This is a genomic window from Lactiplantibacillus garii, assembly GCF_003885105.1.
Lineage (GTDB): Bacteria > Bacillota > Bacilli > Lactobacillales > Lactobacillaceae > Lactiplantibacillus > Lactiplantibacillus garii.
The window spans coordinates 25951-49957 of the sequence record NZ_QWZQ01000014.1 but is presented as its reverse complement, the minus strand read 5'-3'; the positions used below and the strand labels follow the sequence as shown (position 1 = coordinate 49957).

Here is a 24007-nt window from a genome sequence, read left to right as displayed (position 1 = left end):
TCATTTGTTTCGGAAAACAGCAATGGTGGTCGCCGGTGCCGGTCTGCTTGGCTTAGTGTTAGCAGGCTGTGGACAGACGACTTTATCCACGACCAAAACGACGTATAAACAAAACGGCTTAGTTGCCGCCGTCAAGGGTAGTGCCAAGACTAGTCGGGTCAGCTACCAAGTTGATGGGGCTAAGACGAAGCACGCGGCCGTTAAGAACCACACGTTTGTGATTCAAGTCCCAACGAAGACGACCCGCCAAACGGTCAAAATCAAGTCCGGGAGTTTGTCGAAAACGGTTCACGTTCAGGGAAGCAAACGGTTAGTTGGTTATCAAAAGATGGCCACGACGTATAATAACGCTCTGATTGGCTCAAAGCTAAGTAAGGCAGACCAAGCGGACGCAAAGGAGTTACAGCAGCAAGGGGCCGCGTTGAAGAAGAAACAGGCCCAGATTCAAGCGAAGGTTAAACAGGCCCAGGCACAAATCAAAGCCGGTGGGACGGCTGCCGCAACCGGTGCCCAAACGCTGCAGGCGCAACAGACCGCTGCCGCAAAGTTAAAGACCGAAGCGGCCAGTCTGCAAACTAGTCAAAAGCAGGTCGCTGCAGCCATGAAGACGGCTAAGGCGAAGGTTAAAGACGATTTATTACCGACTAAGACGCCGAGCGACGGCCTGACTAACGTCGTTTCAACTAAGGATTATAAAATCCGGTTGAACGTGCAAAAGGGTGACGTGCTAGGTGCGGCGATGATCGTGCCAACTAAGGCGTTTAAAAATAAGACCCGTCAAAAGAACTTTGGAACGGCGTTTGCGTTATTGACCACCACTACGGGGGCTAACGCTAAAACGGTGATGAAGAAGTTCCAAAAAGAAACTAAGAGTAATAATAGTAGTACGACCACCATTGACCCGATTCATTCGAAGGGTGTGCGGTTCACGATTGGTGTTTCGACGACTAACCTCTACATTTTTATGAATAAATAACCTAACTAGGGACGTTCACTTTGCGGTGGACGTCCTTTTATGTTGACTAGGAGGCGCCCTGCGTAATGATTAATAAAAAATCAGAGTGTGCCAAAAGTTGGTTAAGCGGAGCCCACTGGCTTTTGGCGCACGTTTCGACAATAATTCTTCGGTGATAAAACAGAGGCTGTGACTTTTGTCACAGCCTCTAATAAAAAATACCGGCTACCCGCAGTGGGTGGCCGGTACGGGCTTATTCAAATGATAGTTCTAAGAAGTAGGCCTGTTTTTCAGGCAAGTGGGCCGTTGAGACCCAAACTTCGTGGTAGTTGGGTACTTTTTTTTCGGTGTAGTCGAAGAAAAAGTCCAGTAAGTTACCGTTTTTAGCCACAAAATCGTCTTGGAAACGGTTGACGAGTAGTTTGTTGTCGGGAAAATAGATCTCGGGGTTGGCGACTTTGATCCGGTCGGGAATGCCCATGCGGACCACGTTGGTGTACTCCGGGGTCGTAAAGGTGATTTCTGCCGGGTGGTGAGCGATGTAGAACATGACGTTATAAATTGAATCTGAATTACTTGCCACGACGAACCAGTCCTTTGTTGAATTTAATTCCATTATAACAAATCAGCGCCAATTTGATTGAATTTGTTTTCCGGTACCCTTGACAAAACTCTAATAAACCATTAATCTTTTAATTAAATTCAAATTAATCAATTTGAGTAAATTACATATAAAGGAAGTTGAATCACATGGCAGATGTACAATTGGATTGGAACAACTTAGGGTTTGAATACCGTAACCTTCCATACCGTTACCGCGCGTATTATAAAGATGGTGAATGGTACAAGAAAGAACTTACTGGTGATGCAACTTTACATATTAGCGAAGGTTCGACCGCTTTACATTATGGTCAACAAGACTTTGAAGGCTTAAAGGCGTACCGGACTAAGGACGGCAGTGTCCAGTTATTCCGGCCAGACCGTAACGCTGCCCGGATGCAAACTAGTTGTGAACGGTTATTAATGCCCCAAGTCCCAACGGACATGTTCGTTGACGCGGTTAAGCAAGTGGTCAAAGCGAACCAAGATTACGTCCCACCGTACGGCACCGGCGCAACGTTGTACTTACGGCCGTTGATGATTGGGGTCGGGGGTAACATTGGTGTCCATCCCGCAAAGGAATACATCTTTACCGTCTTTGCAATGCCGGTTGGTAGCTACTTCAAGGGTGGTATGACACCAACGAACTTTACGACTTCCAACTATGACCGGGCTGCCCATAAAGGGACCGGGGCCTATAAAGTTGGTGGGAACTACGCCGCCAGCCTCTTCCCAGGTCAAGAAGCACACGCCCACGGCTTTTCCGACTGTGTTTACTTGGATCCCGTCGAGCATAAAAAGATCGAAGAAGTGGGGTCTGCAAACTTCTTCGGAATTACCAAGGACGGTACTTTTGTCACGCCAAAGTCACCTTCCATTTTGCCTTCCGTGACGAAGTACTCACTACTGTACTTAGCGGAACATAAATTCGGCATGAAGACCGAACAGGGTGACGTTTACATCGACGACTTAGACCGTTTTGCCGAAGCCGGCGCCTGTGGGACCGCCGCCGTTATTTCACCAATTGGTGGTTTGGAACATAACGGGAAGTTACACGTCTTCTATAGTGAAACGGAAGTTGGGCCGGTTACTAAGAAGTTGTACGACGAATTGACCGGGATCCAATTTGGTGACCGTGAAGCTCCTGAAGGTTGGATTCAAAAAGTTGATTTAGACTAGTTTAAACAGTTAAGCGACGATTAGTACCGTTTACCGGTATTGACCGTCGCTTTGTTTTAAAATTGAGGTGACAGGTAAGGAGGTGTTTCCATGGCATTCTTGTATCGGTACGGTAAGTACGTTGAATGGGGCAGTGCCGTGGTGATCGTACTGGCGATGGTGGCCTGGCAATTACAACTACTTAATCGCCGACTGGCGGGGGTGCTCGTCGTAATCGGTTTTGTGGCATACTGGAGCGTGGTCTTACCCCGAATCTTAAATGAACAAAATCGGTAAGTTTTAGTAAAGTGACTAGTGGTTGTCAGCGAGTTAGCCTACACTTAATGTAATGAATCTTTAGAAGAAACGGGTAAGTTAAATGGTATTTGAAGAAACGCAAGCAGAAATTCAGCGGATGGTGGATCAGGGGGTAATTCCGGGCGCGAGCTACGGTTTGATCAATGGTTCTGACGTTTTACAAAGACAGGTGGGGTTAGCTGCCATTGAGCCGCAAAAACTGGAATTATGGCCCCACGCATTGTACGACCTCGCCTCAGTTACTAAGGTCGTGGGAACCACTACGGTCGCATTACAGTTGATGCAAAGTGGGAAATTGGACGTTAGTCGGCCGGTCCACGACTATTTGCCAGCGTTTGGTCCCCAGGAAGTGACCGTTTTAAATTTAATGACCCATACTAGCGGGTTGAGCGGCTACATTCCGAATCGCAACGCGCTGCCGGCCGCCCAATTATTGACGGCAATCCAGGCGCTGCCAATTAGTTATGCCAACCTCAATCACCGGGTGGTCTACACCGACCTCGGTTTAATTTTGACCGGGATGATTATTGAAAAACTGACCGGACAAGCCGTTCAGGACGCGATAACAACACGGGTATTACGGCCCCTGAAGTTGCCAGACGCCACTTTTACGCCGTTAGCGGACCAGACGGTACCAACGGTGTATTCCAGCACGCAGGGGCTATTGCGTGGCGTCGTTCACGATCCGAAGGGCCAAGTACTTGGCCGGCACTGTGGCTCGGCCGGCCTGTTTGCAAGTGTTGAAGACCTGACTCGCTTTGCTAAGCTAATGCTCGGTCAGTTGGACGTTCCCACGGTATTACCCCAAACGACTATTGAACGACTGTATCAAGACTGGACGCCTAACCACCAGTTGCGACGGAGCTTTGGTTGGAACCTTTGGCGGCCGTTGGAACACCAGCAACCAATCATTTTTCATACCGGTTACACGGGGACGTTATTCATGTTGGACCGGGCACATCAAACTGGGCTGATTTTTCTTTCTAACCGGGTTCACCCGACGGTCCGCAACGGTAACTTTTTACCGGCCCGGCGGCGGTTGATCGCAGCCTGGTTAGCGGATATCGAAAATTTAAATAAAGAATAGACAATTCGATATAAAAGTATAGTCATCATTTCACAACCGCTTTCATGTATGCTAAAATTAAACTAACAAATTAAACATTGGAGTGTGTTGAATTTATGAGTGAACCGTATTTTTTAAAACCCGTTTTCCACGAAAAAATTTGGGGTGGGACAAAGCTGCGTACCGACTTTGGTTATGAAATTCCCAGTGACCATACCGGGGAATGCTGGGCCATCTCAGCCCATCCGCACGGCCCGGCGACCGTTGAAAACGGCCCGTATGCCGGCATGACCCTTGACAAGGTTTGGGAACAGCACCGCGACGTCTTTGGTAACGCCAAGGGCGATGTCTTTCCATTGTTAACCAAGATTCTGGATGCAAGTGAAGACTTGTCGGTTCAAGTGCACCCCGATGACGCTTACGCCGCAGAACACGAGCACGAACTCGGAAAGACTGAGTGCTGGTACGTGATTGCCGCGGAACCGGGTGCGACCATGATTTACGGACACCATGCTAAGACTCGTGAACAGTTGGCCGAATGGATCAATAACGGTGAGTGGGATAAGTTATTGCGCCGGGTACCGGTTAAACCCGGCGACTTCCTGTACGTTCCGTCCGGGACCATTCACGCGGTTGGTAAGGGCATCATGGTACTAGAAACGCAGCAAAGTTCCGACACGACTTACCGCCTTTACGATTGGGACCGGGTCGATAAAACAACTGGTCAGAAACGTGAACTACACCTTCAACAGTCAATTGACACCACCAACGTGCCGCACCACGATCCCGACCTGGACATTACGACGACCCAGGTGGGCGATGCGACCGTTACTAAGTACGTGCAATCACCATTCTTTGGCGTTTGGCAATGGCGTTTAACGGATGGTCAGGCCACCTTTAACCGTGGAACGGCGCCGTATACCCTGGTATCCGTTTTGAACGGTCAGGGGAGTATCAGCGTGGACGGTCACGATTACCCGCTAAAAAAGGGCGTGCACTTTATTTTACCGTTTGACGTTAAGCAGTGGACTTTGAAGGGCAATCTGCAAATTATTGCTTCTGAACCTGGTGAAAAAGCCTAATTAGTTAAACCCCTAACACGATAAAAAAGATTGATGGGCGCAGTTTAGCACATCGATCTTTTTTTGACTAATCAACTGATAACATCAGGTTAGTAGAAAACGCTTCCTTTAAGTCTATAAATAATTATTATAACTTTGAGGGGTTAACTAATGATAGGGCTTCCATCGGCGGCCGAAAAACTAGCGCGGAACAAATCAGTTGTTAGCACCCGCTTCGGCAACCTTGCCACGAAACATAAAAAGCATAAATTACTCAGTTTGGTTGGAGTAATTTATGCTTTTTGAAAGTTTAGCGTACGCTTGTTTTGATGATTATGGCTTGATAACGACGTTCTTAGTTAAATCTTCGTTTAATTGATCGAGGGCGCTAAAGTCGGCATCCGGGTACTTCCGTTTTAGGGCCAGCTTGAGAATCCGCTTGGCCAAAGCTTCGTTGCGCGCGAGGATTGGGCCGTGGAAATATGAGCCAAAGGTGTTTTTGTAGATGACGCCCTCGGTACCGTCCTTGCCATTGTTGCCGTGACCCTGTAAGACCTTACCGAGTGGCCGTTCACCCTTACCGAGGAAGGTCGTTCCGTTATGGTTTTCAAAGCCGTAGTAGGTTTGATTGGTTTCATCGTTTTTAATGGTAATGTTACCAATGAAACGGTTATTATCCTGACTGAGGGTGTAGTGGTCGAGCGCACCAATGCCGGGGATCTTTTCACCCTGGGCACCGATGTAGTAGTGACCAATCATTTGATAACCCCCACAGATGGCAAGCATCGGACCGCCATCTTCAATGTAGTCGGTTAACGCGGCCTTTTTAGCCTGAATATCCTTAGAAACAATGGTTTGTTCATAATCTTGACCGCCACCAAAGAGGACGAAGTCGTACTTGTTCGGGTCAAAGGTATCGCCTAAGCTGACTAGGTCGACGTCAATTTTTGCGTCGACGGCCTTGGCATAGTAACCCATGGCTAAGATGTTCCCGATGTCACCGTAGGTATTCATTAAGTCGCCGTATAAATGGGCGGCGTGTAAAGTGTAAGTCATATTATGCCATCCCCCCATCAATAATGCCCTGGCTAGCGAGTTGTTTGCGTAGTTGCAACATGGCCGTGTAGGTGGCGACCACGTATACTTGTTTAGTTGGTAATTTTTGAATAGCAGCGGTCATTTCCGTTAAGTCGGGGATGATCGTTAAGTCGTCGGGTTGAACCCCGGCCACCTTCAAACGGAAGGTGATGTCACGGTAACGTTCGCCGCCACTAATGAAGGCCGGAACGTTCATTTGCGGCAGCTTTTCGAAGTCACCGTCCCAAATCCAACTGGTATCGATCCCGTCGGCGTAGTTAGCGTTCAGTAACGCCGCGAAGGAGAACGGCCGGTCATCGGTGCCAATCATTTGGATGACCTGGTTTAAACCAACCGGGTTTTTAACTAAAATCAAGGTCACGTCCTTGTCACCCACGTGGAAAATTTCTTGACGACCAAAGACCTGTTCGTCATTTTCACTGAGTGCGTGGGCGATCTGTTTTGCCGGCACGTCCATGAACCGCCCCACGGCAAAGGCGGCCAACGCGTTATAAATGTTGTACTGGCCGCCAATGTTTAGGTGCATCGCTTGACCGTTGACTTCAAAATCGGAACTAGTCGGTGACATAGCGGTCAGCGCGTTTAGTTTCCAAGTCAGTTGGGGCCGCTCAAAGCCGCAGTTCGGGCAGTAGTACTTACCCATGTTGCTGTAAGTCCGACTGTGATAGCGCAGAATATGCTGGCAGTTGGGGCACAGTAGTCCGTCGGTGTTGGCCGGCGCTTGTTGATCGTGATCGGCCTGGTAGTCAAACCCGTAATATAAGATTGGGTTGGGTAATTGTTTAGAATGAAAGAGTGGTAAGTCGCCGTTGGCAATAATGGTTGCTTCGGGTGCCAGCGCCACACCGTCCAAGATCTTTTGATAAGTGGTGTAGATTTCACCGTAACGGTCCATTTGATCCCGGAAAATATTCGTGAAGACGAACGCTTTAGGCGTGATGTACTTCGTAACCATGATCACGTTAGCTTCATCGACTTCTAAAACGGCCAATGGTTTGTGGTGCGCCTTGGGAGCCGTTAAAAAGGTGGTCACGATTCCCTGTTTCATGTTGGAACCGCTGGGGTTAGTCAGAATGTCAGGGTACTGTTCACGTAAAACTTTGACCGTCAGTGCGGTCGTAAGTGTTTTACCGTTAGTCCCAGTGATGACGATGACGTCGTAGTTTTTTGCAAGGTGTTTTAAAATGGTTGGGTCTAGCTTTAAAGCCAGCTTGCCGGGCAGGGAACTCCCACCGCCACGAAAGGTGTGTAAAAACCAGTACGCGGATTTGCCAGTCCAAGTGGCTAATGTACTATTAATTGACATAAGTTATCCGTACCCCTATTAATTAATTTACGGATGGTTGTCCACCATGCGTAGTGAATGTTAACTTGCGGACGAAGGTCCTACTCTCAAGTATTTTATACTGAACGCCCTTAAAAGAAAAGTGATTATCCCGCCGTTTAAGTCCAACTTATGAATTCGTTAATAGCTTTTCACTGCTCAGGGCTGAAATTCAACGTCAAATCCGCTATAATTGACTAGAAATGTGTAAAAAAGGGGAATGAGTCGCTTGGCACAGTTATTTTTTCGATATGGCGCGATGAATAGTGGGAAGACCATTGAAATTTTAAAAGTGGCCCACAACTATGAAGAACAGAGTAAGTCGGTCATTATTATGACGAGTGGCTTAGATAACCGTGACGGGGTTGGTTACGTTGCCAGCCGCATCGGGTTAAAGCGGGAAGCCATTCCGGTTTTTGACGACACCAACGTTTTAGACGTTGTAAAAAAGACCAATTTAGACGCTGCCTGCGTCTTGATCGACGAGGCGCAGTTCTTAAAAAAACACCACGTTTTGGAATTGGCGCACATTGTCGACGACTTAAAGATCCCGGTAATGACGTTTGGTTTAAAGAACGATTTTCGCAACGAACTATTTGAAGGTAGTAAGTACCTACTATTGTATGCGGATAAGATTGAAGAAATGAAAACCATTTGCTGGTTCTGCCGCAAAAAAGCCATTATGAATTTACGGTTTCACGATGGGCAACCCGTTTATGAGGGTGAACAAGTTCAAATCGGGGGCAACGAGGCGTACTACCCGGTTTGTCGCCGGCACTACTTTTACCCGCCGAAATTAACAAAGTGAGGAATTAACGAAGTTATGGATAAGTTTTTTGATAAGCTACAAGCGGTCGCGGACCGTTACGAAGAACTGGGTGAATTATTGAGTGATCCCGAGGTTATTGCGGATTCTCAACGGTTCATGAAGTTGTCAAAAGAAATGGGGAACATCCGGGAAACGGTTGAAAAGTATAACCGTTACAAGGAGGTTCAAAGCCAAATTGAAGAAAACGACGAACTGTTACGGGAAAAACTTGATGACGATATGAGCTCGATGGTCAAGGACGATTTAAAGAACTTAAACGCCGAAAAGGAACAACTCGAGCACGAAATTACGCTCTTAATGTTGCCGCAGGACCCCAACGATGATAAGAACATCATCATGGAAATTCACGGGGCCGCCGGTGGGGACGAAGCTAGTTTGTTCGCCGCTGATTTATTCAACATGTATTCCAAGTACGCTGAACGTCAGGGTTGGAACGTTGAAGTAGCGGACCGTAATGAAACCGAGGTTGGCGGTTTCAAGGAAATCGTCCTAATTATTTCCGGTAACAAAGTTTACTCTAAGTTGAAGTATGAGAGTGGCGCCCACCGGGTTCAACGGGTCCCTGTGACCGAATCGGCGGGACGGGTCCACACGTCTACGGCGACCGTTGGGGTGATGCCCGAAGCTAAGGACGTTGATATTAAACTCGACCAAAAGGATATCCGCACCGACGTGTTCCGCTCTTCCGGTGCCGGTGGTCAACACATTAACAAGACGTCGTCCGCCGTCCGGATGACTCACTTGCCAACGGGAATCGTCGTTTCAATGCAAGATCAACGGTCTCAACAACAAAACCGGGCCAAGGCGATGGAGATCTTACGGGCGCGGGTTTACGATTATTACCAGTCCCGGGAACAAAATCAGTACGACGCCGAACGGAAATCCGCCGTTGGGAGTGGGGACCGTTCCGAACGGATTCGGACTTACAACTTCCCGCAAAACCGGGTGACGGATCACCGAATCGGTTTAACGTTGAACAAGCTTGACCGGGTGATGAACGGTGAATTGGATGAGATCATCGACGCGTTGGTCTTAGCGGATCAAACCAAGAAGATGGAGCAATTAGCCAATGACTAATTCGTTCCCAACTTACTTTGAAGCCCAGCAGTGGGCTTCTTTTTGTCTAAAAACGGCGCAATTGCCGACCGACAGCGCCCGCTTTTTATTGCTTGGGCTGACACGTTTGAATCAAACGCAATTGTTAATTCATTACAGAGACCCCATGCCTAGTGATTTATATCAAGCTTACCGGGCGGCCGTTAAACGGGTCGTGGCTGGGGAACCCGCGCAGTACGTGCTGGGACGTGCACCGTTTTATGGCCTGGACTTAACGGTCAACCCGGCCGTATTGATTCCCAGAGTCGAGACCGAAGAACTGGTCGACTGGATTTTAACCGATTATCAGGATGCTCAGACAATCACCGTACTGGACGTGGGAACCGGGTCGGGGGCCATTGCATTGGCTTTAAAGCATGAGCAGCGCCACTGGCAAGTCAGTGCGAGCGACGTTTCAGCAGCGGCGTTAACGGTGGCCCGAACGAACGCCGCGCATTTAGGGTTGGCGGTTGATTTTTACGAAAGCGACCTGTTAAAAGCCGTTCCGGCCACGCCGTTTGACATCATCGTGAGCAATCCCCCGTACATTGCGCACGCTGAAGAGAGCGTGATGGACGCCAGCGTGTTAAACTACGAACCGCGGGGAGCCCTGTTTGCGGCTCACGACGGACTGGCCCTGTATGAACAACTGGCGGCGACCGTCGCCAGTCATTTGACCCCGAGTGGTCGGCTCTACCTTGAATTCGGGTACCACCAAGGTTCAGCGTTACAACAATTATTTCGAAAAGCGATGCCGCACGCCGAAGTGACGGTGCGCCAGGACATGGCGGGCCACGACCGGATGTTGCGGGTCATCAATCATGAGTAAGGAAGGCATCTACTATGGAAACAAAAGTATTTAAACCCAGTGAAGTGGGGGCGGCAGCCCAACTAATTGCCGCCGGACAGCTCGTGGCGTTTCCCACCGAGACCGTTTACGGGTTGGGCGCGGACGCGACCAACGTAACGGCCGTGAAGCAGGTCTATTTGGCAAAGGGGCGTCCCAGTGACAACCCGTTGATCGTCCACGTGGCGGATCTAGCCACGGTCGAGCGCTTTGCCCAGCCGTTACCGGAAGCGGCGAAGAAATTGGTCAAAGCGTTTTGGCCGGGACCGTTAACCATGATTTTTAAATTGAAACCCGGTGCCTTAGCTCCGGAGGTGACGGGGGGGTTAAACACCGCCGCTTTTCGTAATCCGGACAACGCCGCTACCCTTAACCTTATTCGGGAGGCCCACACGCCGATCGTGGGGCCGTCCGCTAATACGTCGGGCAAACCTAGTCCGACGACGGCCCAACACGTTTTGCACGATTTAGACGGTAAGATTGCCGGTATTTTAGACGACGGGGCGACCAAGGTGGGGGTTGAATCTACCGTGCTAGACTTGTCAACGACCACGCCGGCAATTTTGCGCCCCGGTGCAATAACGGCGGAAGCCATTGAACGGGTGATTGGAATGCCGGTCGAAACTGAACAACATCATGTCGGGGCTAAGGAAGTTCCCAAGGCACCCGGGATGAAGTATAAGCACTACGCGCCGGATGCCCAGGTTTACATTGTTGATCGTACGGAAGATTGGCCGGCGGCGTTAAAGTGGGCCGCGCAGCAAAAGGTTCCGATGGGGGTCATGGCAACGAACGCTATTTTAACAAACAATCCATTACCCACTAATTGCGAACAATTTTCGCTGGGGACCGATATTCAATCGGCAACTCAGGAGCTGTTTGCGGGCCTGCGACACTTTGATACGGAAACTAACATTAAGGATATTCTTTGCCAAGCCTTTGATAACAATGGTTTGGGTGCTGCATATATGAACCGCTTAAATAAATCTGCCGGCCAAACCCATTTTAGTGTATAATGATTGCAAGTCGGGAAAACCCGAAAGTTGTCACTTGCGAAATGGAGGAGAATTATTCATGAATTACCAAGAACAAGATCCAGAAGTATGGACTGCTATTAGTAAGGAACAAGCTCGTCAGCAACACAACATTGAGTTGATCGCATCCGAAAACATCGTCTCAAAGGGCGTTCGGGCTGCTCAGGGTAGTGTTCTCACCAACAAGTACTCCGAAGGTTATCCGGGCCACCGGTTTTATGGTGGTAACCAGTTTATTGACCAAGTTGAAACGTTAGCTATTGAACGGGCCAAAAAATTATTTGGTGCCGAATACGCCAACGTTCAGCCCCACTCGGGCTCCCAAGCTAACGCCGCTGCTTACATGGCGTTGATTCAACCGGGTGACCGGGTAATGGGGATGTCGCTCGATGCCGGTGGTCATTTGACCCACGGTTCAAGTGTCAACTTCTCGGGGAAACTCTATGATTTTAACGACTACGGTTTGGATCCCGAAACTGAAGAATTAAATTACGATGATATCTTGGCACAAGCCAAAGAATTTAAACCTAAATTGATCGTGGCTGGGGCTTCCGCCTACAGTCGCATCATCGACTTTGCGAAGTTCCGTGAAATCGCGGACGAGGTCGGCGCCATGTTAATGGTTGATATGGCCCACATCGCTGGCTTAGTGGCGGCGGGGTTACATCCAAGCCCAATTCCTTACGCCGACGTCGTTACGACGACCACGCACAAAACGTTACGCGGCCCGCGTGGTGGGATGATCTTAGCTAAAGAAAAGTACGCTAAGAAGATCAACTCCGCCGTGTTCCCTGGTAACCAGGGTGGCCCGTTAGACCACGTGATTGCGGGAAAGGCGATTGCGTTGGGCGAAGATTTACAACCCGATTTTAAAGTGTATGCACAACGCATTATCGATAACGCCAAAGCGATGGCCAAGGTCTTTAACGACTCCGACTTAGTACGGGTCATTTCCGGTGGTACCGATAATCATTTGATGACGTTAGACGTCACGAAGTCCGGGTTAAATGGTCGTCAGGTCCAAGACCTCTTAGATACGGTTTACATTACCGTAAACAAGGAAGCCATTCCTAACGAAACCCTTGGCGCCTTCAAGACGTCCGGTATTCGACTGGGTACGCCAGCTATTACGACCCGGGGCTTTGACGAAACGGACGCCGCTAAAGTGGCTGAATTGATTCTGCAAGTCCTAAAAGCGCCGCAAGACCAAGCTAACTTGGACGCGGTCAAGGAACAGGCAATGGCCCTGACAGCTAAGCACCCCATCGATGTAGATTAAGGAATTTATACTGGGGTCTGGTTTTTTCTCTCTAAATTAGCTACAATAGAAAGAAATCACTAAGGAGTGTGCGTAGCAACATGGGTAAGTTTGAGGTTTTGAATCATCCGCTCATTCAACATAAGTTAACGATTATTCGGGAAAAACAGTGCGGAACAAAGGTTTTCCGGGAAATGGTCAATGAAATTTCAACTTTAATGGCTTACGAAGTCTCACGGGACATGCCACTGAAGGATATTGAAATTGAAACGCCAATTACCAAAACCACCCAAAAGACCTTAGCTGGTAAAAAAGTGGCCATCGTGCCAATTTTACGGGCCGGCTTAGGGATGGTTGACGGGGTCTTAAACATGATCCCGGCTGCTAAAGTTGGGCACGTCGGCATGTACCGCGACGAAAAAACACTGAAGCCCGTCGAATATTTTGTTAAATTGCCAAGTGATATTTCGCAACGGCAGCTTTTCGTTGTTGATCCGATGTTAGCCACCGGTGGTTCAGCCATCATGGCCATGGATATGTTGAAGAAGCGGGGCGCTAGCAATATTAAGTTTATGTGCTTAGTTGCTGCTCCCGAAGGGGTTAAAGCCCTCCAAGAAGCTCACCCAGATATTGATATTTACACGGCCGCGTTAGATGATCATCTAAATGAGGATGGTTACATTGTCCCAGGTTTGGGCGATGCCGGTGACCGCTTATTTGGTACGAAGTAAATCAGCTTTTAGAAAATGCGCCCGGACGATCTTTGTCCGGCGCTTTTTTGTTGTGTTCGAAACGCTGACGTCTTTATTTCTATATATAATGGAAGTGATTAGGTTGCGCGCGGTTAATGACGCTACACGGTGAGCAGTTGATTACCGTGCTTGTACAATGTGAAATGGATTGTCAAAAATCGTAATGTCAACTTGTTTGAACAGTGAGTTGACAATCTGGAGGTTCACGAGTAAACTAATTTTAATTGAACAGTTCCTTTAAATTAGCTCAGAGAGGCTGAAAAGGATGACGGACGTGCAACCCTTACTGGGTCCGCATGAATTTTCTGACAGCCCGGCCACTTTGAGTGGTGGGCTGTTTTTTCTTTGCAATTATTTAAACGAAGGGGTGCGTTATGACAAAGAAAACGGCGTTTCATAATGACGAAGCGGTCTTAGACATTCATGACCGGCCAAAGTTCGGCAGTTGGTTAGGTCTATCGATCCAACACCTGTTCTCCATGTTTGGGTCCACCGTGTTAGTCCCAATTTTAGTCGGGTTAAATCCGGGGATTGCGTTATTTAGTTCCGGGGTCGGAACGTTAATGTATATTCTGATTACCCGCCACAAGATTCCAGCGTACATGGGCTCCAGCTTTTCGTTCGTAGTAGTCATGCAGTCACTAATGAAAACTCAGGGGTATCCGGCCATTGCACAGGGGACCGTTGCCGTTGGTTGCGTGTACTTGTTAGTGAGTCTGTTGGTCACCGCGATTGGTTCGGAGTGGATCGACAAGGCCCTTCCGCCAATCGTCGTGGGACCAATCGTGATGGTGATTGGTTTGTCGTTAGCCGGCACCGCCGCTAAGGATGCCACGATGAACGGCAACACTTACGATATTCGTTTCTTCTTAGTTGCCATGGGGACGATGTTGTTGACGATTGCCTTTAACATGTTTTTAAAGGGGTTCATGAGTTTGGTTCCCATCTTACTTGGGATCGTCTGTGGTTACTTACTAGCGGTCGTTGCGGGCATCGTTGACTTTGCGCCGGTGTTAGCCGCACCGTGGTTTGCATTGCCAAAATTTCAGATCCCGTTTGTCACGTACCACCCCGGTGTGTATTGGGGCGCAATAATTAGTATGGCCCCGATTGCGTTTGTCACCATGTCGGAACACATGGGACACATCATGGTGTTAAACAAACTAACTAAACGCAACTTTTTCAAGGATCCCGGTTTAAACCACACCTTGGCTGGTGACGGGACCGCTTCAATCATTGCCGGTTTCGTTGGGGGCCCGCCCGTGACGTCATACGGTGAAAACATTGGTGTGATGGCGATTACGAAAGTCCACAGTATTTACGTGTTGGCCGGGGCGGCGTTTTTCGCAATTGTTTTCAGTTTTGTGGGCAAGTTGTCCGCGCTAATTGAAAGTATTCCGTCACCAGTTATCGGGGGCGTCAGTTTCTTACTGTTCGGGGTGATTGCCTCGAGCGGGATGCGGATCCTGATTGATAATCAGATTGATTTCAATAAGAAGCGGAATTTGATGATCGCGTCGGCCGTGCTGGTTATTGGGATTGGGAATGCCTATTTGCAGATCAATACTTTCCAGTTTAGTGGTCTGGCGGTCGCAACCGTGTTAGGAATTCTAATGAACCTGATCTTGCCGAAGAACGCGGCCAACGAAGAGTAAGCGCAACCACTAGTTGTAAGAATTGAAAATTTGAGGGACTTTATGAAAATCTCACGGTGTGAAAGTTGATTGAAAGCTTGATATCGTGGGATTTTTACGTGATGATCAAAACATGAAATTATTTTGAAATTTTTAGACGGTGGTGGTATTATTACCATTGTATTTTGATTAGGGGCGACCCTAGTCTACCATTTCAGATTCCGATAAAATTGACGTTGTGTTGGTTACAGGTTAAGGTTATCGTGGCACCTGAAATTAAAGGAAAGAGGTGATATTCAGTGGGTGATCCAGTTCCTACATTCCAATTTCTTGGACTAACGTTTAACATCGCGAACGACATTTCGATCTTGCTAACGTGTTTGATCGTGTTCTTGGTTGTGTTCTTATTGTCGCGACACATTACGCTTAAGCCCAAGGGTGGACAAAATGTGCTGGAGTGGCTCATCGAGTTCACGAATGGCATTGTCAAGGGTTCAATCAAGGGTAATGACGCGGGCCACTTTGGGTTATACGCGTTCACGTTGTTCCTCTTCATCTTCGTCGCTAACCAACTGGGGTTGTTTATTCACGTCCAGGTTGGTCAATATACGTATATCAAGAGTCCGACCGCAGATCCAATCGTGACCTTGACGTTATCGTTTATGACAGTGGCGTTAGCGCATGCTGCTGGGGTACAAAAGAAAGGTATGAAGGGTTATCTTAAAGATTACACTTCACCGTTCCTCGTGTTCTTGCCGATCAACATTTTCGAACAGTTTACCGACTTCCTAACGTTAGGACTCCGGTTGTTCGGGAATATCTTTGCCGGCGAAATGTTGTTGACCAAGGTTGCAGGTTTGGCAACCGGAAGTGGTAGTTGGTTTAGTTACGTCTACGCCTTCCCAATTGAATTTCTTTGGCAAGGGTTCTCAGTATTTATCGGGAGTGTTCAAGCATTCGTGTTTGTCACCTTGACTTCAGTTTATATTTCTCAAAAAGTTTCGCCTGAGGAATAAAAAATTTCTTGTTTTTTAATTTTAAGGAGGATACACAGATTATGGGAGCAATTGCTGCAGGTATTGCTATGTTTGGTGCCGCTTTAGGTGCTGGTATTGGTAACGGTTTGGTTATTTCGAAGATGCTTGAAGGTATGGCCCGTCAACCAGAATTATCTGGACAATTACGGACTAACATGTTCATCGGTGTTGGGTTAATTGAATCAATGCCTATCATTTCCTTCGTTGTTGCCTTGATGGTTATGAACAAGTAATCATTGGTCAACGAGTTCATTTTAATGAAAATGAAAGAAGGAGGTGTCATTAGATGCTCTCGCATTTAATTATCGGTGCATCCGGTTTATACCTTGGCGATATGTTGTTTGTTGCAATTAGTTTTATCGTTTTAATGGCGTTGATTGCTAAAGTTGCCTGGAACCCCGTCAGCAAGATGATGGGCGAACGGGCTGATAAGATTGCCAACGACATTGATTCAGCGCAAAAGTCCCGGCAAGAAGCCAGCGACTTAGCTGATCAACGGCGCGAAGCCTTATCACACTCACGAAGCGAAGCCAGTGACATTGTTGCTGACGCAAAGCAGAGTGGTGAAAAGCAACGGGCAACCATCGTTGCTGACGCGCAAAACGAAGCAACGCAATACAAACAAAACGCACGTAAGGATATTGAACAGGAGCGTCAAGATGCCTTGAAAAACGTCCAATCCGACGTTGCTGACATTTCGGTTGAAATTGCTTCAAAAATCATTAAGAAGCAGTTAGATCCGGAAGGCCAACAGGCATTAATTAATTCGTATATTGAAGGGTTGGGAAAGCATGAGTCTTGATAAACTTACAATTGCAAACCGATACTCAAAGGCCCTCTTTGAGCTTGCAGTTGAAAAGGATCAGACGGAAGCTTTCCTGACGGAGTTAAAGCAATTACGGCAAGTCTTTGTCGACAATCCGCAATTGGCAGAGGTCCTATCAGGATCATTGCTTCCGGTTGATCAAAAACAGGCCACGTTGTCAACTTTGACTGACCATGCTTCCGAATACATTAAAAACTTTATTCAAATGTTGTATGATTACGGCCGCATGTCGAACTTAGTCGACATTGTCGACGCGTTTGAAGCACGTTTTGATGAAAGTCAGAAAATAGTGCATGCCGAAGTAACGTCTGCGGTCAAGTTGTCCGATGAGCAAGCTGATGCCATTGCAGCGGCGTTTGCCCAACGCGTTGGCGCAAAAAAGGTTGTTTTGACCCGTAAAGTGGACGAAGCAATCATTGGTGGCGTAATTGTACGATCAAATAATCAAACGTTTGATGGTAGCGTTGCGTTGCAATTAACGAATTTAAGACGAGCACTCATCAACAATTAGTTTACGAAGAGGTGAAACTTTTATGAGCATTAAATCTGAAGAAATCAGTGCTCTAATCAAACAACAATTAGAAAGTTACCAGACTGAGCTCTCAGTTGCTGAAACCGGTACTGTCACCTACGTTGGTGATGGGATCGCCCGGGCACACGGACTCGACAACGCCTTACAAGGCGAATTGCTCGAATTCAGTAACGGGGTTTATGGGATGGTCCAAAACCTCGAAAGCAACGATGTTGGTATCGTTGTTTTAGGGGATTTTGATGGTATTCGTGAAGGCGATACTGTTAAGCGGACCGGTCGTATCATGGAAGTTCCCGTTGGGGACGCCATGATTGGTCGGGTCGTTAACCCGTTAGGTCAACCAGTTGACGGTTTAGGTGAAATTAAGACCACGAACACGCGGCCAATTGAACATAAAGCACCTGGGATTATGCAACGGCAATCCGTTAGCGAACCACTACAAACTGGGATCAAGGCCATTGATGCCTTAGTTCCAATTGGTCGTGGTCAACGTGAATTGATTATCGGTGACCGTAAGACTGGGAAGACTTCCGTCGCAATCGACGCGATTTTAAACCAAAAAGACCAAGATATGATTTGTGTCTACGTCGCCATTGGTCAAAAGGATTCAACGGTACGGGCACAAGTTGAAACGCTTAAAAAGTTAGGTGCGATGGATTACACCATCGTTGTAACGGCCGGTCCTTCCGAACCAGCCCCGTTACTTTACCTGGCACCGTATGCCGGCGCTGCGATTGGTGAAGAGTTCATGTTTAACGGCAAGCACGTTTTGATTGTCTACGATGACCTTTCAAAACAAGCAACGGCTTACCGTGAACTTTCACTGATTCTTCGTCGTCCTCCGGGTCGTGAAGCTTATCCTGGGGATGTTTTCTACCTGCACTCACGGTTACTCGAACGTGCCGCTAAGTTGAGTGATGAATTGGGTGGTGGTTCAATGACGGCCTTGCCAATCATTGAAACGCAAGCTGGGGACATTTCAGCTTATATTCCAACCAACGTTATTTCCATCACCGATGGTCAAATCTTCTTGGATAGTGATTCCTTCTATTCCGGGGTTCGGCCAGCGATTGATGCCGGGGCTTCGGTTTCCCGGGTTGGTGGGGATGCTCAAATCAAAGCGATGAAGTCCGTTGCTGGGACTTTACGTTTGGATTTGGCCTCATATCACGAACTTGAATCCTTCTCACAATTTGGTTCTGACTTGGATGCAGCAACGCAGGCTAAGTTAAACCGTGGGCAACGGATCGTGGAAGTGCTGAAACAACCCGTTCATTCACCATTAAAGGTTGAAGAACAAGTCATGATTCTGTACGCTTTGACGAACGGCTATGTTGATAAGATTGAAGTCTCCGACATTGCTCGTTACCAATCAGAATTATTTGATTTTCTTCACTCTAATCATCAAGACCTGTTTGATGCCGTTACCTCAACTGGCAAGTTACCAGACACTGACAAGTTGAACGCGGCCTTAGATGAATTTGCAGCGCAGTTCCAGCCAACCGCTGCCACTGCTAAGTAATTAATGGCTGAAAAGGATGGTGAGTAGTGCATGGCAGAATCATTAATGGATGTTAAGCGCCGCATTGACTCAACTAAGAAGACCCACCAAATTACGTCCGCAATGCAAATGGTTTCAACGGCCAAGTTGAACCAGATTCAAAAACACACGACGACGTATCAGGTCTATGCTTCCAAGGTTGAGAGCATTGTGTCACATCTAGCCAAAGCTCATCTGATGTCATCCAGTGCCGGTGTGCCTAATAGTAATTCCAACACCATCTCGGTGAGCGAATTATTGGCACAACGTCCCGTTAAAAAGACTGGTTTATTAGTGATCACCTCCGACCGGGGGCTCGTGGGCAGCTATAATAGTAACGTCTTACGACAGACGAACGATTTTATGCGCGACCACGACTTGAACGCTGATAACGCCGTTGTTTTGGCGGTTGGTGGTACTGGCGCGGACTTTTATAAGAAGAATGGTTTAAACGTGGCGTATGAATACCGCGGCGTTTCCGACGTACCAACTTTTAAAGAAGTTCGTGAAATCGTTAAGACAGTCACCTCGATGTACCATAACGAAGTCTTTGACGAACTTTACGTGTTCTATAACCACTTTATCAACCGGCTTTCTTCTGGATTCCGGGCAGTTAAAATGTTGCCAATTTCCGAAGAAACCTTTGCACAAAGCGAAAAGGATAACCGTAAAGCCAAGGACAGTCGGGTCGACGTTGGTCCCGAATATGAAATGGAACCATCCGAAGAAGCAATTTTGTCGGCCGTACTGCCACAATACGCTGAAAGTTTGGTTTATGGTGCAATCTTGGATGCCAAGACTGCCGAACACGCTTCATCGTCAACGGCGATGAAGGCCGCATCAGATAACGCTGGCGATTTAATCGATCGTTTAAATCTGAAATATAACCGTGCGCGTCAAGCTGCTATTACCACTGAAATTACTGAAATCACTGGTGGTTTGGTTGCGCAAGAATAGTGGGAGGAATTAACGACTAATGAGTACAGGTAAAGTTGTACAAGTTATTGGACCCGTTGTCGACGTTGAATTCTCTCTAAACGACAAGTTACCGGATATTAACAACGCCTTGATCATTCATAAAGACGACGATCAGACCTTAACGGTTGAAGTTTCGTTGGAATTAGGTGACGGGGTTGTTCGGACCGTCGCAATGGATGGTACGGACGGTTTACGTCGGGGCATGGCCGTTGAAGACACTGGCTCTTCAATCACCGTACCCGTTGGTAAAGAGACGTTAGGCCGGGTATTTAACGTTTTAGGGGAAACCATTGATGGTGGTCCAGAATTCGGTCCAGATGCTGAACGTAACCCGATTCACCGGGATGCGCCCAAGTATGATGAATTAACAACCAGTACGGAAGTTCTGGAAACTGGGATTAAAGTTATTGACCTGTTAGCACCGTATGTTCGTGGTGGTAAGATTGGGTTATTCGGTGGTGCCGGTGTTGGTAAAACCGTTTTAATTCAGGAATTAATTCATAACATTGCCCAAGAACATAACGGGATTTCCGTTTTCACCGGTGTTGGTGAACGGACCCGTGAAGGTAACGACCTTTACTTCGAAATGAAGGGGTCGGGAGTTCTTAAGAACACCGCCATGGTCTATGGTCAAATGAACGAACCACCGGGTGCCCGGATGCGGGTTGCCTTGACCGGGTTAACGATTGCGGAATACTTCCGGGACGTTGAAGGCCAAGACGTGCTGTTATTTATTGATAACATTTTCCGGTTTACCCAAGCTGGTTCTGAAGTTTCCGCCTTACTTGGTCGGATTCCTTCAGCCGTTGGTTACCAACCAACGTTAGCTACTGAAATGGGTCAATTACAAGAACGAATCACTTCAACTAAGAAGGGTTCCGTTACTTCAATTCAAGCCGTTTACGTGCCCGCCGATGACTATACCGACCCGGCACCAGCAACGACTTTCGCCCATTTGGACGCAACGACCAACTTGGAACGTTCATTGACTGAACAAGGGATTTATCCCGCCGTTGACCCGTTAGCTTCTTCATCAATTGCCTTGGATCCATCAATCGTGGGTCAAGAACATTACGAAGTTGCGACCGAAGTTCAACGGGTCTTGCAACGGTACCGTGAATTGCAAGATATTATCTCAATTTTAGGGATGGACGAATTGTCTGACGAAGAAAAGACGACCGTTGCACGTGCACGGCGGATTCAATTCTTCTTATCACAAAACTTCTTCGTTGCCGAAAACTTTACGGGTCAACCTGGTTCGTACGTTCCAATTAAAGACACCGTTAAGGGCTTCAAAGAAATCCTTGAAGGTAAATACGATGACCTACCAGAAGACGCATTCCGTCAAGTTGGTAAGATCGAAGACGTCGTCGAAAAAGCGAAATCGATGGTAACTGATTAGGAGGGGTTTCAATGGCTGACAATGCAAAATCATTAACCGTTAGCATCGTAACTCCAGACGGTCAGGTCTATGAGAATAAAACACCAATGTTGATCGTTCGAACGATTAACGGTGAACTCGGGATTTTACCAAACCACATTCCTGTGATTGCTTCGCTAGCAATCGATGAAGTTCGGATCAAGCAACTCGAAAGTGATCAGGAAGACGATGAAATTGCCGTTAACGGTGGTTTCGTTGAGTTCAGCGATAACGTTGCCACCATTGTGGCCGACAGTGCTGAACGTCAAAATGACATTGACGTTGCCCGGGCTGAAAATGCGCGGAAGCGGGCGGAAAGTCGGATTCAAGAAGCGCAACAAAAGCACGATGATGCTGAGTTAGCGCGGGCCCAAGTCGCATTGCGGCGGGCGATGAACCGATTACACGTCGCGCATCGTTAAAAGTAAATCCTGTAAAGCACCCGTCAAGATGGCGGGTGCTTTTTTTGCGGTTAAAAGTGGGACGCCCAAACGGGTTGGGCGTGACGCTAACCCCAAACCCAGTTTAGCTGAGCACGCTTCAGCAATTAAGATGGGTAAAGTGTGATTTTTGCATGGTACTTCGGGCGTTAGTCGGGTTTGAACAGGCCTTGGATTTGGCTGGGAAGGGTGGCCCCGCTTGTTACACTGACGCCATCTGTTTGTAATAATAATGGCCCGCTAATGTAATCACCAGCGAATATTTTCATTTGGCATTGGAATAATATGCAGTACGGTCCCCAATAATGATGCGTTTAAATCTGGGTAATGAGAGGTAACTTGTGCCGTCTAGACCGGTTGTTTAGGCCTCAACAGTTGTGAATCGTATGCAAAGATTTGCCCTCGAAATGAGTAAAAAATGAATGAATAAAAGTGCTTAGATATCTAATTAGTTAACCAATCATAAGTAATTAGGAATTGTGATGGAATTGTAACAAAATTGTAAAATGTAATATTTATTCAGAAGGGTTCTATGTTATGATGATTAGGAACCGGTGGAACTAAAGCGTCTGGTAATACTAAAAAAACAGTCACCTTAACGTTTTAGCCCGGTTGTTGATTTTAAAATTTGGATTGCTCATCGAGGTGCCGGTGCACGGTGCCCGTCCCATGATCGTAACTTGATTTAGTAACGATTCAATTAGGTTGGCTTTTAACCTATTTTTTTACGCAATCCGAAATCTCACGGAACTTGTTTGTTTATAATCGCTTGATGATGGAGGGTTATCCATGGAGGAAATTGTTGTTCATGGCGGTCAACGTTTGACGGGAAATGTTCGTATTGAAGGCGCTAAAAACGCGGTGTTACCCATCTTGGCTGCGGGGTTACTTGCCAGCAGTGGGCAAACGCACTTATCAAATGTACCAGTTTTATCAGACGTGTTCACAATGAATAACGTCTTACGGTTTTTAAATGCTAAAGTTGATTTTGATGAAATTAATAAAACCATCGATATTGATGCGAGTCAGGAACTTTCGGCGGAAGCCCCGTTCCAGTACGTTTCAAAAATGCGTGCGTCAATTGTTGTGATGGGGCCCTTATTGGCGCGGTTAGGGCACGCAAAGGTTGCGATGCCCGGTGGTTGTGCCATTGGGTCACGGCCAATTGACCTCCACTTGAAAGGTTTAAGTGCGTTAGGTGCCGAAATTGAACGCCACGACGGCTACGTTGAAGCCCGGGCGGATCACTTGCACGGTGCCCAAATTTACCTGGACTTTCCAAGTGTTGGTGCAACGCAAAACATTATGATGGCGGCCACGTTGGCCGATGGGGTGACGACCATGGAAAACGTTGCGCGTGAGCCCGAAATTGTGGACTTGGCCAACATTTTAAATCAAATGGGCGCTAAAATCTCCGGTGCCGGAACGGAAACGTTACGCATCGAAGGAGTCAAAACGATGCACGGTTGTGACCATAGCGTGGTTCAAGACCGCATCGAAGCCGGGACGTTCATGGTCGCGGCGGCCGTGACGCACGGTAACGTTTTAGTAAAGGACGCTATTGCGGAACACAACAAGCCGTTGATCTCTAAAATGCGGGAAATGGGCGTGCAGGTCATCGAAGAAGCCGATGGAATTCGGGTCATTGGACCGGAACACTTGAAGCCTACTTCGGTTAAGACGATGCCCCACCCGGGTTTTCCAACTGATATGCAGCCCCAGATGACCATTTTACAATTATGTGCACAGGGGACGAGCTTATTAACGGAAACGGTCTTTGAGAACCGTTTTATGCACTTGGAAGAATTACGCCGAATGAATGCCGACTTTAAGATTGAAGGCCGGTCAGTGATTTTGTACGGCCCAACTAATTTCAACGGTGCCCAAGTTGCCGCGAGTGATTTACGGGCAGCGGCGGCCTTAGTGATTGCCGGTCTGGTTGCTCACGGTTACACGGAAGTTACGAATTTGAAGTACCTCGACCGGGGTTACTTCAATTTCCACGGCAAGTTGGAGAAGTTGGGAGCGGAGATCAAACGAATCAACGTACCGGATGAGACGGTTTACGCCTTAAATCCAGACTTTGCCAACGAAGCGGCGGAATAAAAAAGATAATAAATGCTTACAAAACCTTCAAAATGCGATAAACTCGATTTTGGAGGTTTTTTGGTGGAGCGTGTGAGGTTCCGGGTGAACTAGCACCCC

24 protein-coding genes are annotated in these 24007 nt (G+C 47.6%); 21 read left to right on the top strand and 3 right to left on the bottom strand.

Annotated elements, in window-relative coordinates:
• Positions 1-4 precede the first annotated feature (4 nt).
• The gene (locus tag D1831_RS05740; RefSeq protein ID WP_125071975.1) at positions 5-976 is read left to right on the top strand and encodes a hypothetical protein; all 972 of its coding nucleotides are present in this window, start codon (positions 5-7) and stop codon (positions 974-976) included.
• Between the two features lie 232 nt (positions 977-1208).
• Here D1831_RS05740 and D1831_RS05735 read toward each other — a convergent pair whose 3' ends face one another.
• Positions 1209-1571 carry a hypothetical protein gene (locus tag D1831_RS05735; protein ID WP_179950294.1) on the bottom strand — a complete coding sequence of 121 codons (363 nt, stop codon included), beginning with the start codon at positions 1569-1571 and terminating at the stop codon, positions 1209-1211.
• A gap of 134 nt (positions 1572-1705) precedes the next feature.
• Here D1831_RS05735 and D1831_RS05730 point away from each other — a divergent pair, with 134 nt between their 5' ends.
• The 4 genes from D1831_RS05730 to manA all read left to right on the top strand — a co-directional run bounded on the left by D1831_RS05730 (position 1706) and on the right by manA (position 5179).
• Complete coding sequence (locus D1831_RS05730) at positions 1706-2734, top strand: branched-chain amino acid aminotransferase (protein WP_125071973.1); 1029 nt, start codon at positions 1706-1708, stop codon at positions 2732-2734.
• Positions 2735-2824: 90 nt separating this feature from the next.
• Positions 2825-3010 carry a hypothetical protein gene (locus tag D1831_RS05725; RefSeq protein ID WP_125071972.1) on the top strand — a complete coding sequence of 62 codons (186 nt, stop codon included), beginning with the start codon at positions 2825-2827 and terminating at the stop codon, positions 3008-3010.
• A gap of 82 nt (positions 3011-3092) precedes the next feature.
• Positions 3093-4118, top strand: a complete 1026-nt coding sequence (locus D1831_RS05720; protein ID WP_125071971.1) for a serine hydrolase domain-containing protein — start codon at positions 3093-3095, stop codon at positions 4116-4118.
• A gap of 95 nt (positions 4119-4213) precedes the next feature.
• A complete protein-coding gene (gene manA, locus D1831_RS05715) occupies positions 4214-5179 on the top strand; it encodes a mannose-6-phosphate isomerase, class I (RefSeq protein WP_125071970.1) in 966 nt (321 codons plus the stop codon).
• A 312-nt stretch (positions 5180-5491) separates the two neighbouring features.
• Here the strand turns inward: manA and D1831_RS05710 are convergent, their stop codons facing one another.
• Both D1831_RS05710 and D1831_RS05705 read right to left on the bottom strand, forming a co-directional pair.
• Positions 5492-6214 (bottom strand): type 1 glutamine amidotransferase, encoded by a 723-nt coding sequence (locus tag D1831_RS05710; protein ID WP_125071969.1) that lies wholly within the window; start codon positions 6212-6214, stop codon positions 5492-5494.
• 1 nt (position 6215) lies between these two features.
• Positions 6216-7562, bottom strand: a complete 1347-nt coding sequence (locus D1831_RS05705) for a Mur ligase family protein (protein WP_125071968.1) — start codon at positions 7560-7562, stop codon at positions 6216-6218.
• A gap of 247 nt (positions 7563-7809) precedes the next feature.
• Between D1831_RS05705 and D1831_RS05700 the strand changes: the two genes are divergently transcribed.
• The 16 genes from D1831_RS05700 (at position 7810) to murA (ending at position 23908) form a co-directional block, all read left to right on the top strand.
• Entirely contained in the window at positions 7810-8388 is a 579-nt protein-coding gene (locus tag D1831_RS05700; protein WP_125071967.1) for a thymidine kinase, read from the top strand.
• 15 nt (positions 8389-8403) lie between these two features.
• Positions 8404-9486: a peptide chain release factor 1 gene (gene prfA, locus D1831_RS05695; RefSeq protein ID WP_125071966.1), complete on the top strand. Its 1083-nt coding sequence runs from the start codon at positions 8404-8406 to the stop codon at positions 9484-9486.
• Positions 9479-10333, top strand: coding sequence for a peptide chain release factor N(5)-glutamine methyltransferase (gene prmC, locus D1831_RS05690; protein WP_125071965.1), 855 nt, complete (start codon positions 9479-9481; stop codon positions 10331-10333). The genes prfA and prmC overlap by 8 nt, the downstream gene beginning before the upstream one ends.
• Before the next feature lie 14 nt (positions 10334-10347).
• Positions 10348-11367: an L-threonylcarbamoyladenylate synthase gene (locus D1831_RS05685; protein ID WP_125071964.1), complete on the top strand. Its 1020-nt coding sequence runs from the start codon at positions 10348-10350 to the stop codon at positions 11365-11367.
• A gap of 58 nt (positions 11368-11425) precedes the next feature.
• The gene (locus D1831_RS05680; RefSeq protein WP_125071963.1) at positions 11426-12664 is read left to right on the top strand and encodes a serine hydroxymethyltransferase; all 1239 of its coding nucleotides are present in this window, start codon (positions 11426-11428) and stop codon (positions 12662-12664) included.
• 80 nt (positions 12665-12744) lie between these two features.
• Positions 12745-13374 (top strand): uracil phosphoribosyltransferase, encoded by a 630-nt coding sequence (upp, locus tag D1831_RS05675; RefSeq protein ID WP_125071962.1) that lies wholly within the window; start codon positions 12745-12747, stop codon positions 13372-13374.
• A gap of 395 nt (positions 13375-13769) precedes the next feature.
• On the top strand, positions 13770-15050 hold the full coding sequence (locus tag D1831_RS05670; RefSeq protein ID WP_125071961.1) for a uracil-xanthine permease family protein: 1281 nt from the start codon (positions 13770-13772) through the stop codon (positions 15048-15050).
• Between the two features lie 278 nt (positions 15051-15328).
• Positions 15329-16045 carry a F0F1 ATP synthase subunit A gene (gene atpB / locus D1831_RS05665; RefSeq protein ID WP_125071960.1) on the top strand — a complete coding sequence of 239 codons (717 nt, stop codon included), beginning with the start codon at positions 15329-15331 and terminating at the stop codon, positions 16043-16045.
• Positions 16046-16086: 41 nt separating this feature from the next.
• Positions 16087-16299, top strand: coding sequence for a F0F1 ATP synthase subunit C (gene atpE / locus D1831_RS05660; protein WP_003639224.1), 213 nt, complete (start codon positions 16087-16089; stop codon positions 16297-16299).
• 53 nt (positions 16300-16352) lie between these two features.
• Positions 16353-16868, top strand: a complete 516-nt coding sequence (gene atpF, locus D1831_RS05655) for a F0F1 ATP synthase subunit B (protein WP_125071959.1) — start codon at positions 16353-16355, stop codon at positions 16866-16868.
• Positions 16858-17403 (top strand): ATP synthase F1 subunit delta, encoded by a 546-nt coding sequence (gene atpH, locus D1831_RS05650; RefSeq protein ID WP_125071958.1) that lies wholly within the window; start codon positions 16858-16860, stop codon positions 17401-17403. Before atpF ends, atpH begins: the two co-directional genes overlap by 11 nt.
• Before the next feature lie 22 nt (positions 17404-17425).
• Positions 17426-18946 (top strand): F0F1 ATP synthase subunit alpha, encoded by a 1521-nt coding sequence (gene atpA / locus D1831_RS05645; RefSeq protein ID WP_125071957.1) that lies wholly within the window; start codon positions 17426-17428, stop codon positions 18944-18946.
• A 30-nt stretch (positions 18947-18976) separates the two neighbouring features.
• Positions 18977-19921 carry a F0F1 ATP synthase subunit gamma gene (locus tag D1831_RS05640; RefSeq protein WP_125071956.1) on the top strand — a complete coding sequence of 315 codons (945 nt, stop codon included), beginning with the start codon at positions 18977-18979 and terminating at the stop codon, positions 19919-19921.
• 19 nt (positions 19922-19940) lie between these two features.
• The gene (gene atpD, locus D1831_RS05635; protein WP_125071955.1) at positions 19941-21344 is read left to right on the top strand and encodes a F0F1 ATP synthase subunit beta; all 1404 of its coding nucleotides are present in this window, start codon (positions 19941-19943) and stop codon (positions 21342-21344) included.
• An 11-nt stretch (positions 21345-21355) separates the two neighbouring features.
• Positions 21356-21784: a F0F1 ATP synthase subunit epsilon gene (locus D1831_RS05630; protein WP_125071954.1), complete on the top strand. Its 429-nt coding sequence runs from the start codon at positions 21356-21358 to the stop codon at positions 21782-21784.
• A gap of 807 nt (positions 21785-22591) precedes the next feature.
• Positions 22592-23908, top strand: coding sequence for a UDP-N-acetylglucosamine 1-carboxyvinyltransferase (gene murA / locus D1831_RS05625; RefSeq protein WP_125071953.1), 1317 nt, complete (start codon positions 22592-22594; stop codon positions 23906-23908).
• Positions 23909-24007: the final 99 nt, after the last annotated feature.

Excerpts from the sequence above, each read along its gene's own strand:
- D1831_RS05670 (WP_125071961.1), top strand. The coding sequence starts at position 13,770 with ATGACAAAGAAAACGGCGTTTCATAATGACGAAGCGGTCTTAGACATT.
- D1831_RS05735 (WP_179950294.1), bottom strand. The coding sequence starts at position 1,571 with ATGGAATTAAATTCAACAAAGGACTGGTTCGTCGTGGCAAGTAATTCA.
- atpD (WP_125071955.1), top strand. The coding sequence starts at position 19,941 with ATGAGTACAGGTAAAGTTGTACAAGTTATTGGACCCGTTGTCGACGTT.
- atpA (WP_125071957.1), top strand. The coding sequence starts at position 17,426 with ATGAGCATTAAATCTGAAGAAATCAGTGCTCTAATCAAACAACAATTA.
- D1831_RS05730 (WP_125071973.1), top strand. The coding sequence starts at position 1,706 with ATGGCAGATGTACAATTGGATTGGAACAACTTAGGGTTTGAATACCGT.
- D1831_RS05680 (WP_125071963.1), top strand. The coding sequence starts at position 11,426 with ATGAATTACCAAGAACAAGATCCAGAAGTATGGACTGCTATTAGTAAG.
- upp (WP_125071962.1), top strand. The coding sequence starts at position 12,745 with ATGGGTAAGTTTGAGGTTTTGAATCATCCGCTCATTCAACATAAGTTA.
- murA (WP_125071953.1), top strand. The coding sequence starts at position 22,592 with ATGGAGGAAATTGTTGTTCATGGCGGTCAACGTTTGACGGGAAATGTT.
- D1831_RS05720 (WP_125071971.1), top strand. The coding sequence starts at position 3,093 with ATGGTATTTGAAGAAACGCAAGCAGAAATTCAGCGGATGGTGGATCAG.
- D1831_RS05685 (WP_125071964.1), top strand. The coding sequence starts at position 10,348 with ATGGAAACAAAAGTATTTAAACCCAGTGAAGTGGGGGCGGCAGCCCAA.
- atpF (WP_125071959.1), top strand. The coding sequence starts at position 16,353 with ATGCTCTCGCATTTAATTATCGGTGCATCCGGTTTATACCTTGGCGAT.
- prfA (WP_125071966.1), top strand. The coding sequence starts at position 8,404 with ATGGATAAGTTTTTTGATAAGCTACAAGCGGTCGCGGACCGTTACGAA.
- D1831_RS05640 (WP_125071956.1), top strand. The coding sequence starts at position 18,977 with ATGGCAGAATCATTAATGGATGTTAAGCGCCGCATTGACTCAACTAAG.
- D1831_RS05705 (WP_125071968.1), bottom strand. The coding sequence starts at position 7,562 with ATGTCAATTAATAGTACATTAGCCACTTGGACTGGCAAATCCGCGTAC.
- atpH (WP_125071958.1), top strand. The coding sequence starts at position 16,858 with ATGAGTCTTGATAAACTTACAATTGCAAACCGATACTCAAAGGCCCTC.
- manA (WP_125071970.1), top strand. The coding sequence starts at position 4,214 with ATGAGTGAACCGTATTTTTTAAAACCCGTTTTCCACGAAAAAATTTGG.
- atpE (WP_003639224.1), top strand. The coding sequence starts at position 16,087 with ATGGGAGCAATTGCTGCAGGTATTGCTATGTTTGGTGCCGCTTTAGGT.
- D1831_RS05725 (WP_125071972.1), top strand. The coding sequence starts at position 2,825 with ATGGCATTCTTGTATCGGTACGGTAAGTACGTTGAATGGGGCAGTGCC.
- D1831_RS05630 (WP_125071954.1), top strand. The coding sequence starts at position 21,356 with ATGGCTGACAATGCAAAATCATTAACCGTTAGCATCGTAACTCCAGAC.
- D1831_RS05710 (WP_125071969.1), bottom strand. The coding sequence starts at position 6,214 with ATGACTTACACTTTACACGCCGCCCATTTATACGGCGACTTAATGAAT.
- prmC (WP_125071965.1), top strand. The coding sequence starts at position 9,479 with ATGACTAATTCGTTCCCAACTTACTTTGAAGCCCAGCAGTGGGCTTCT.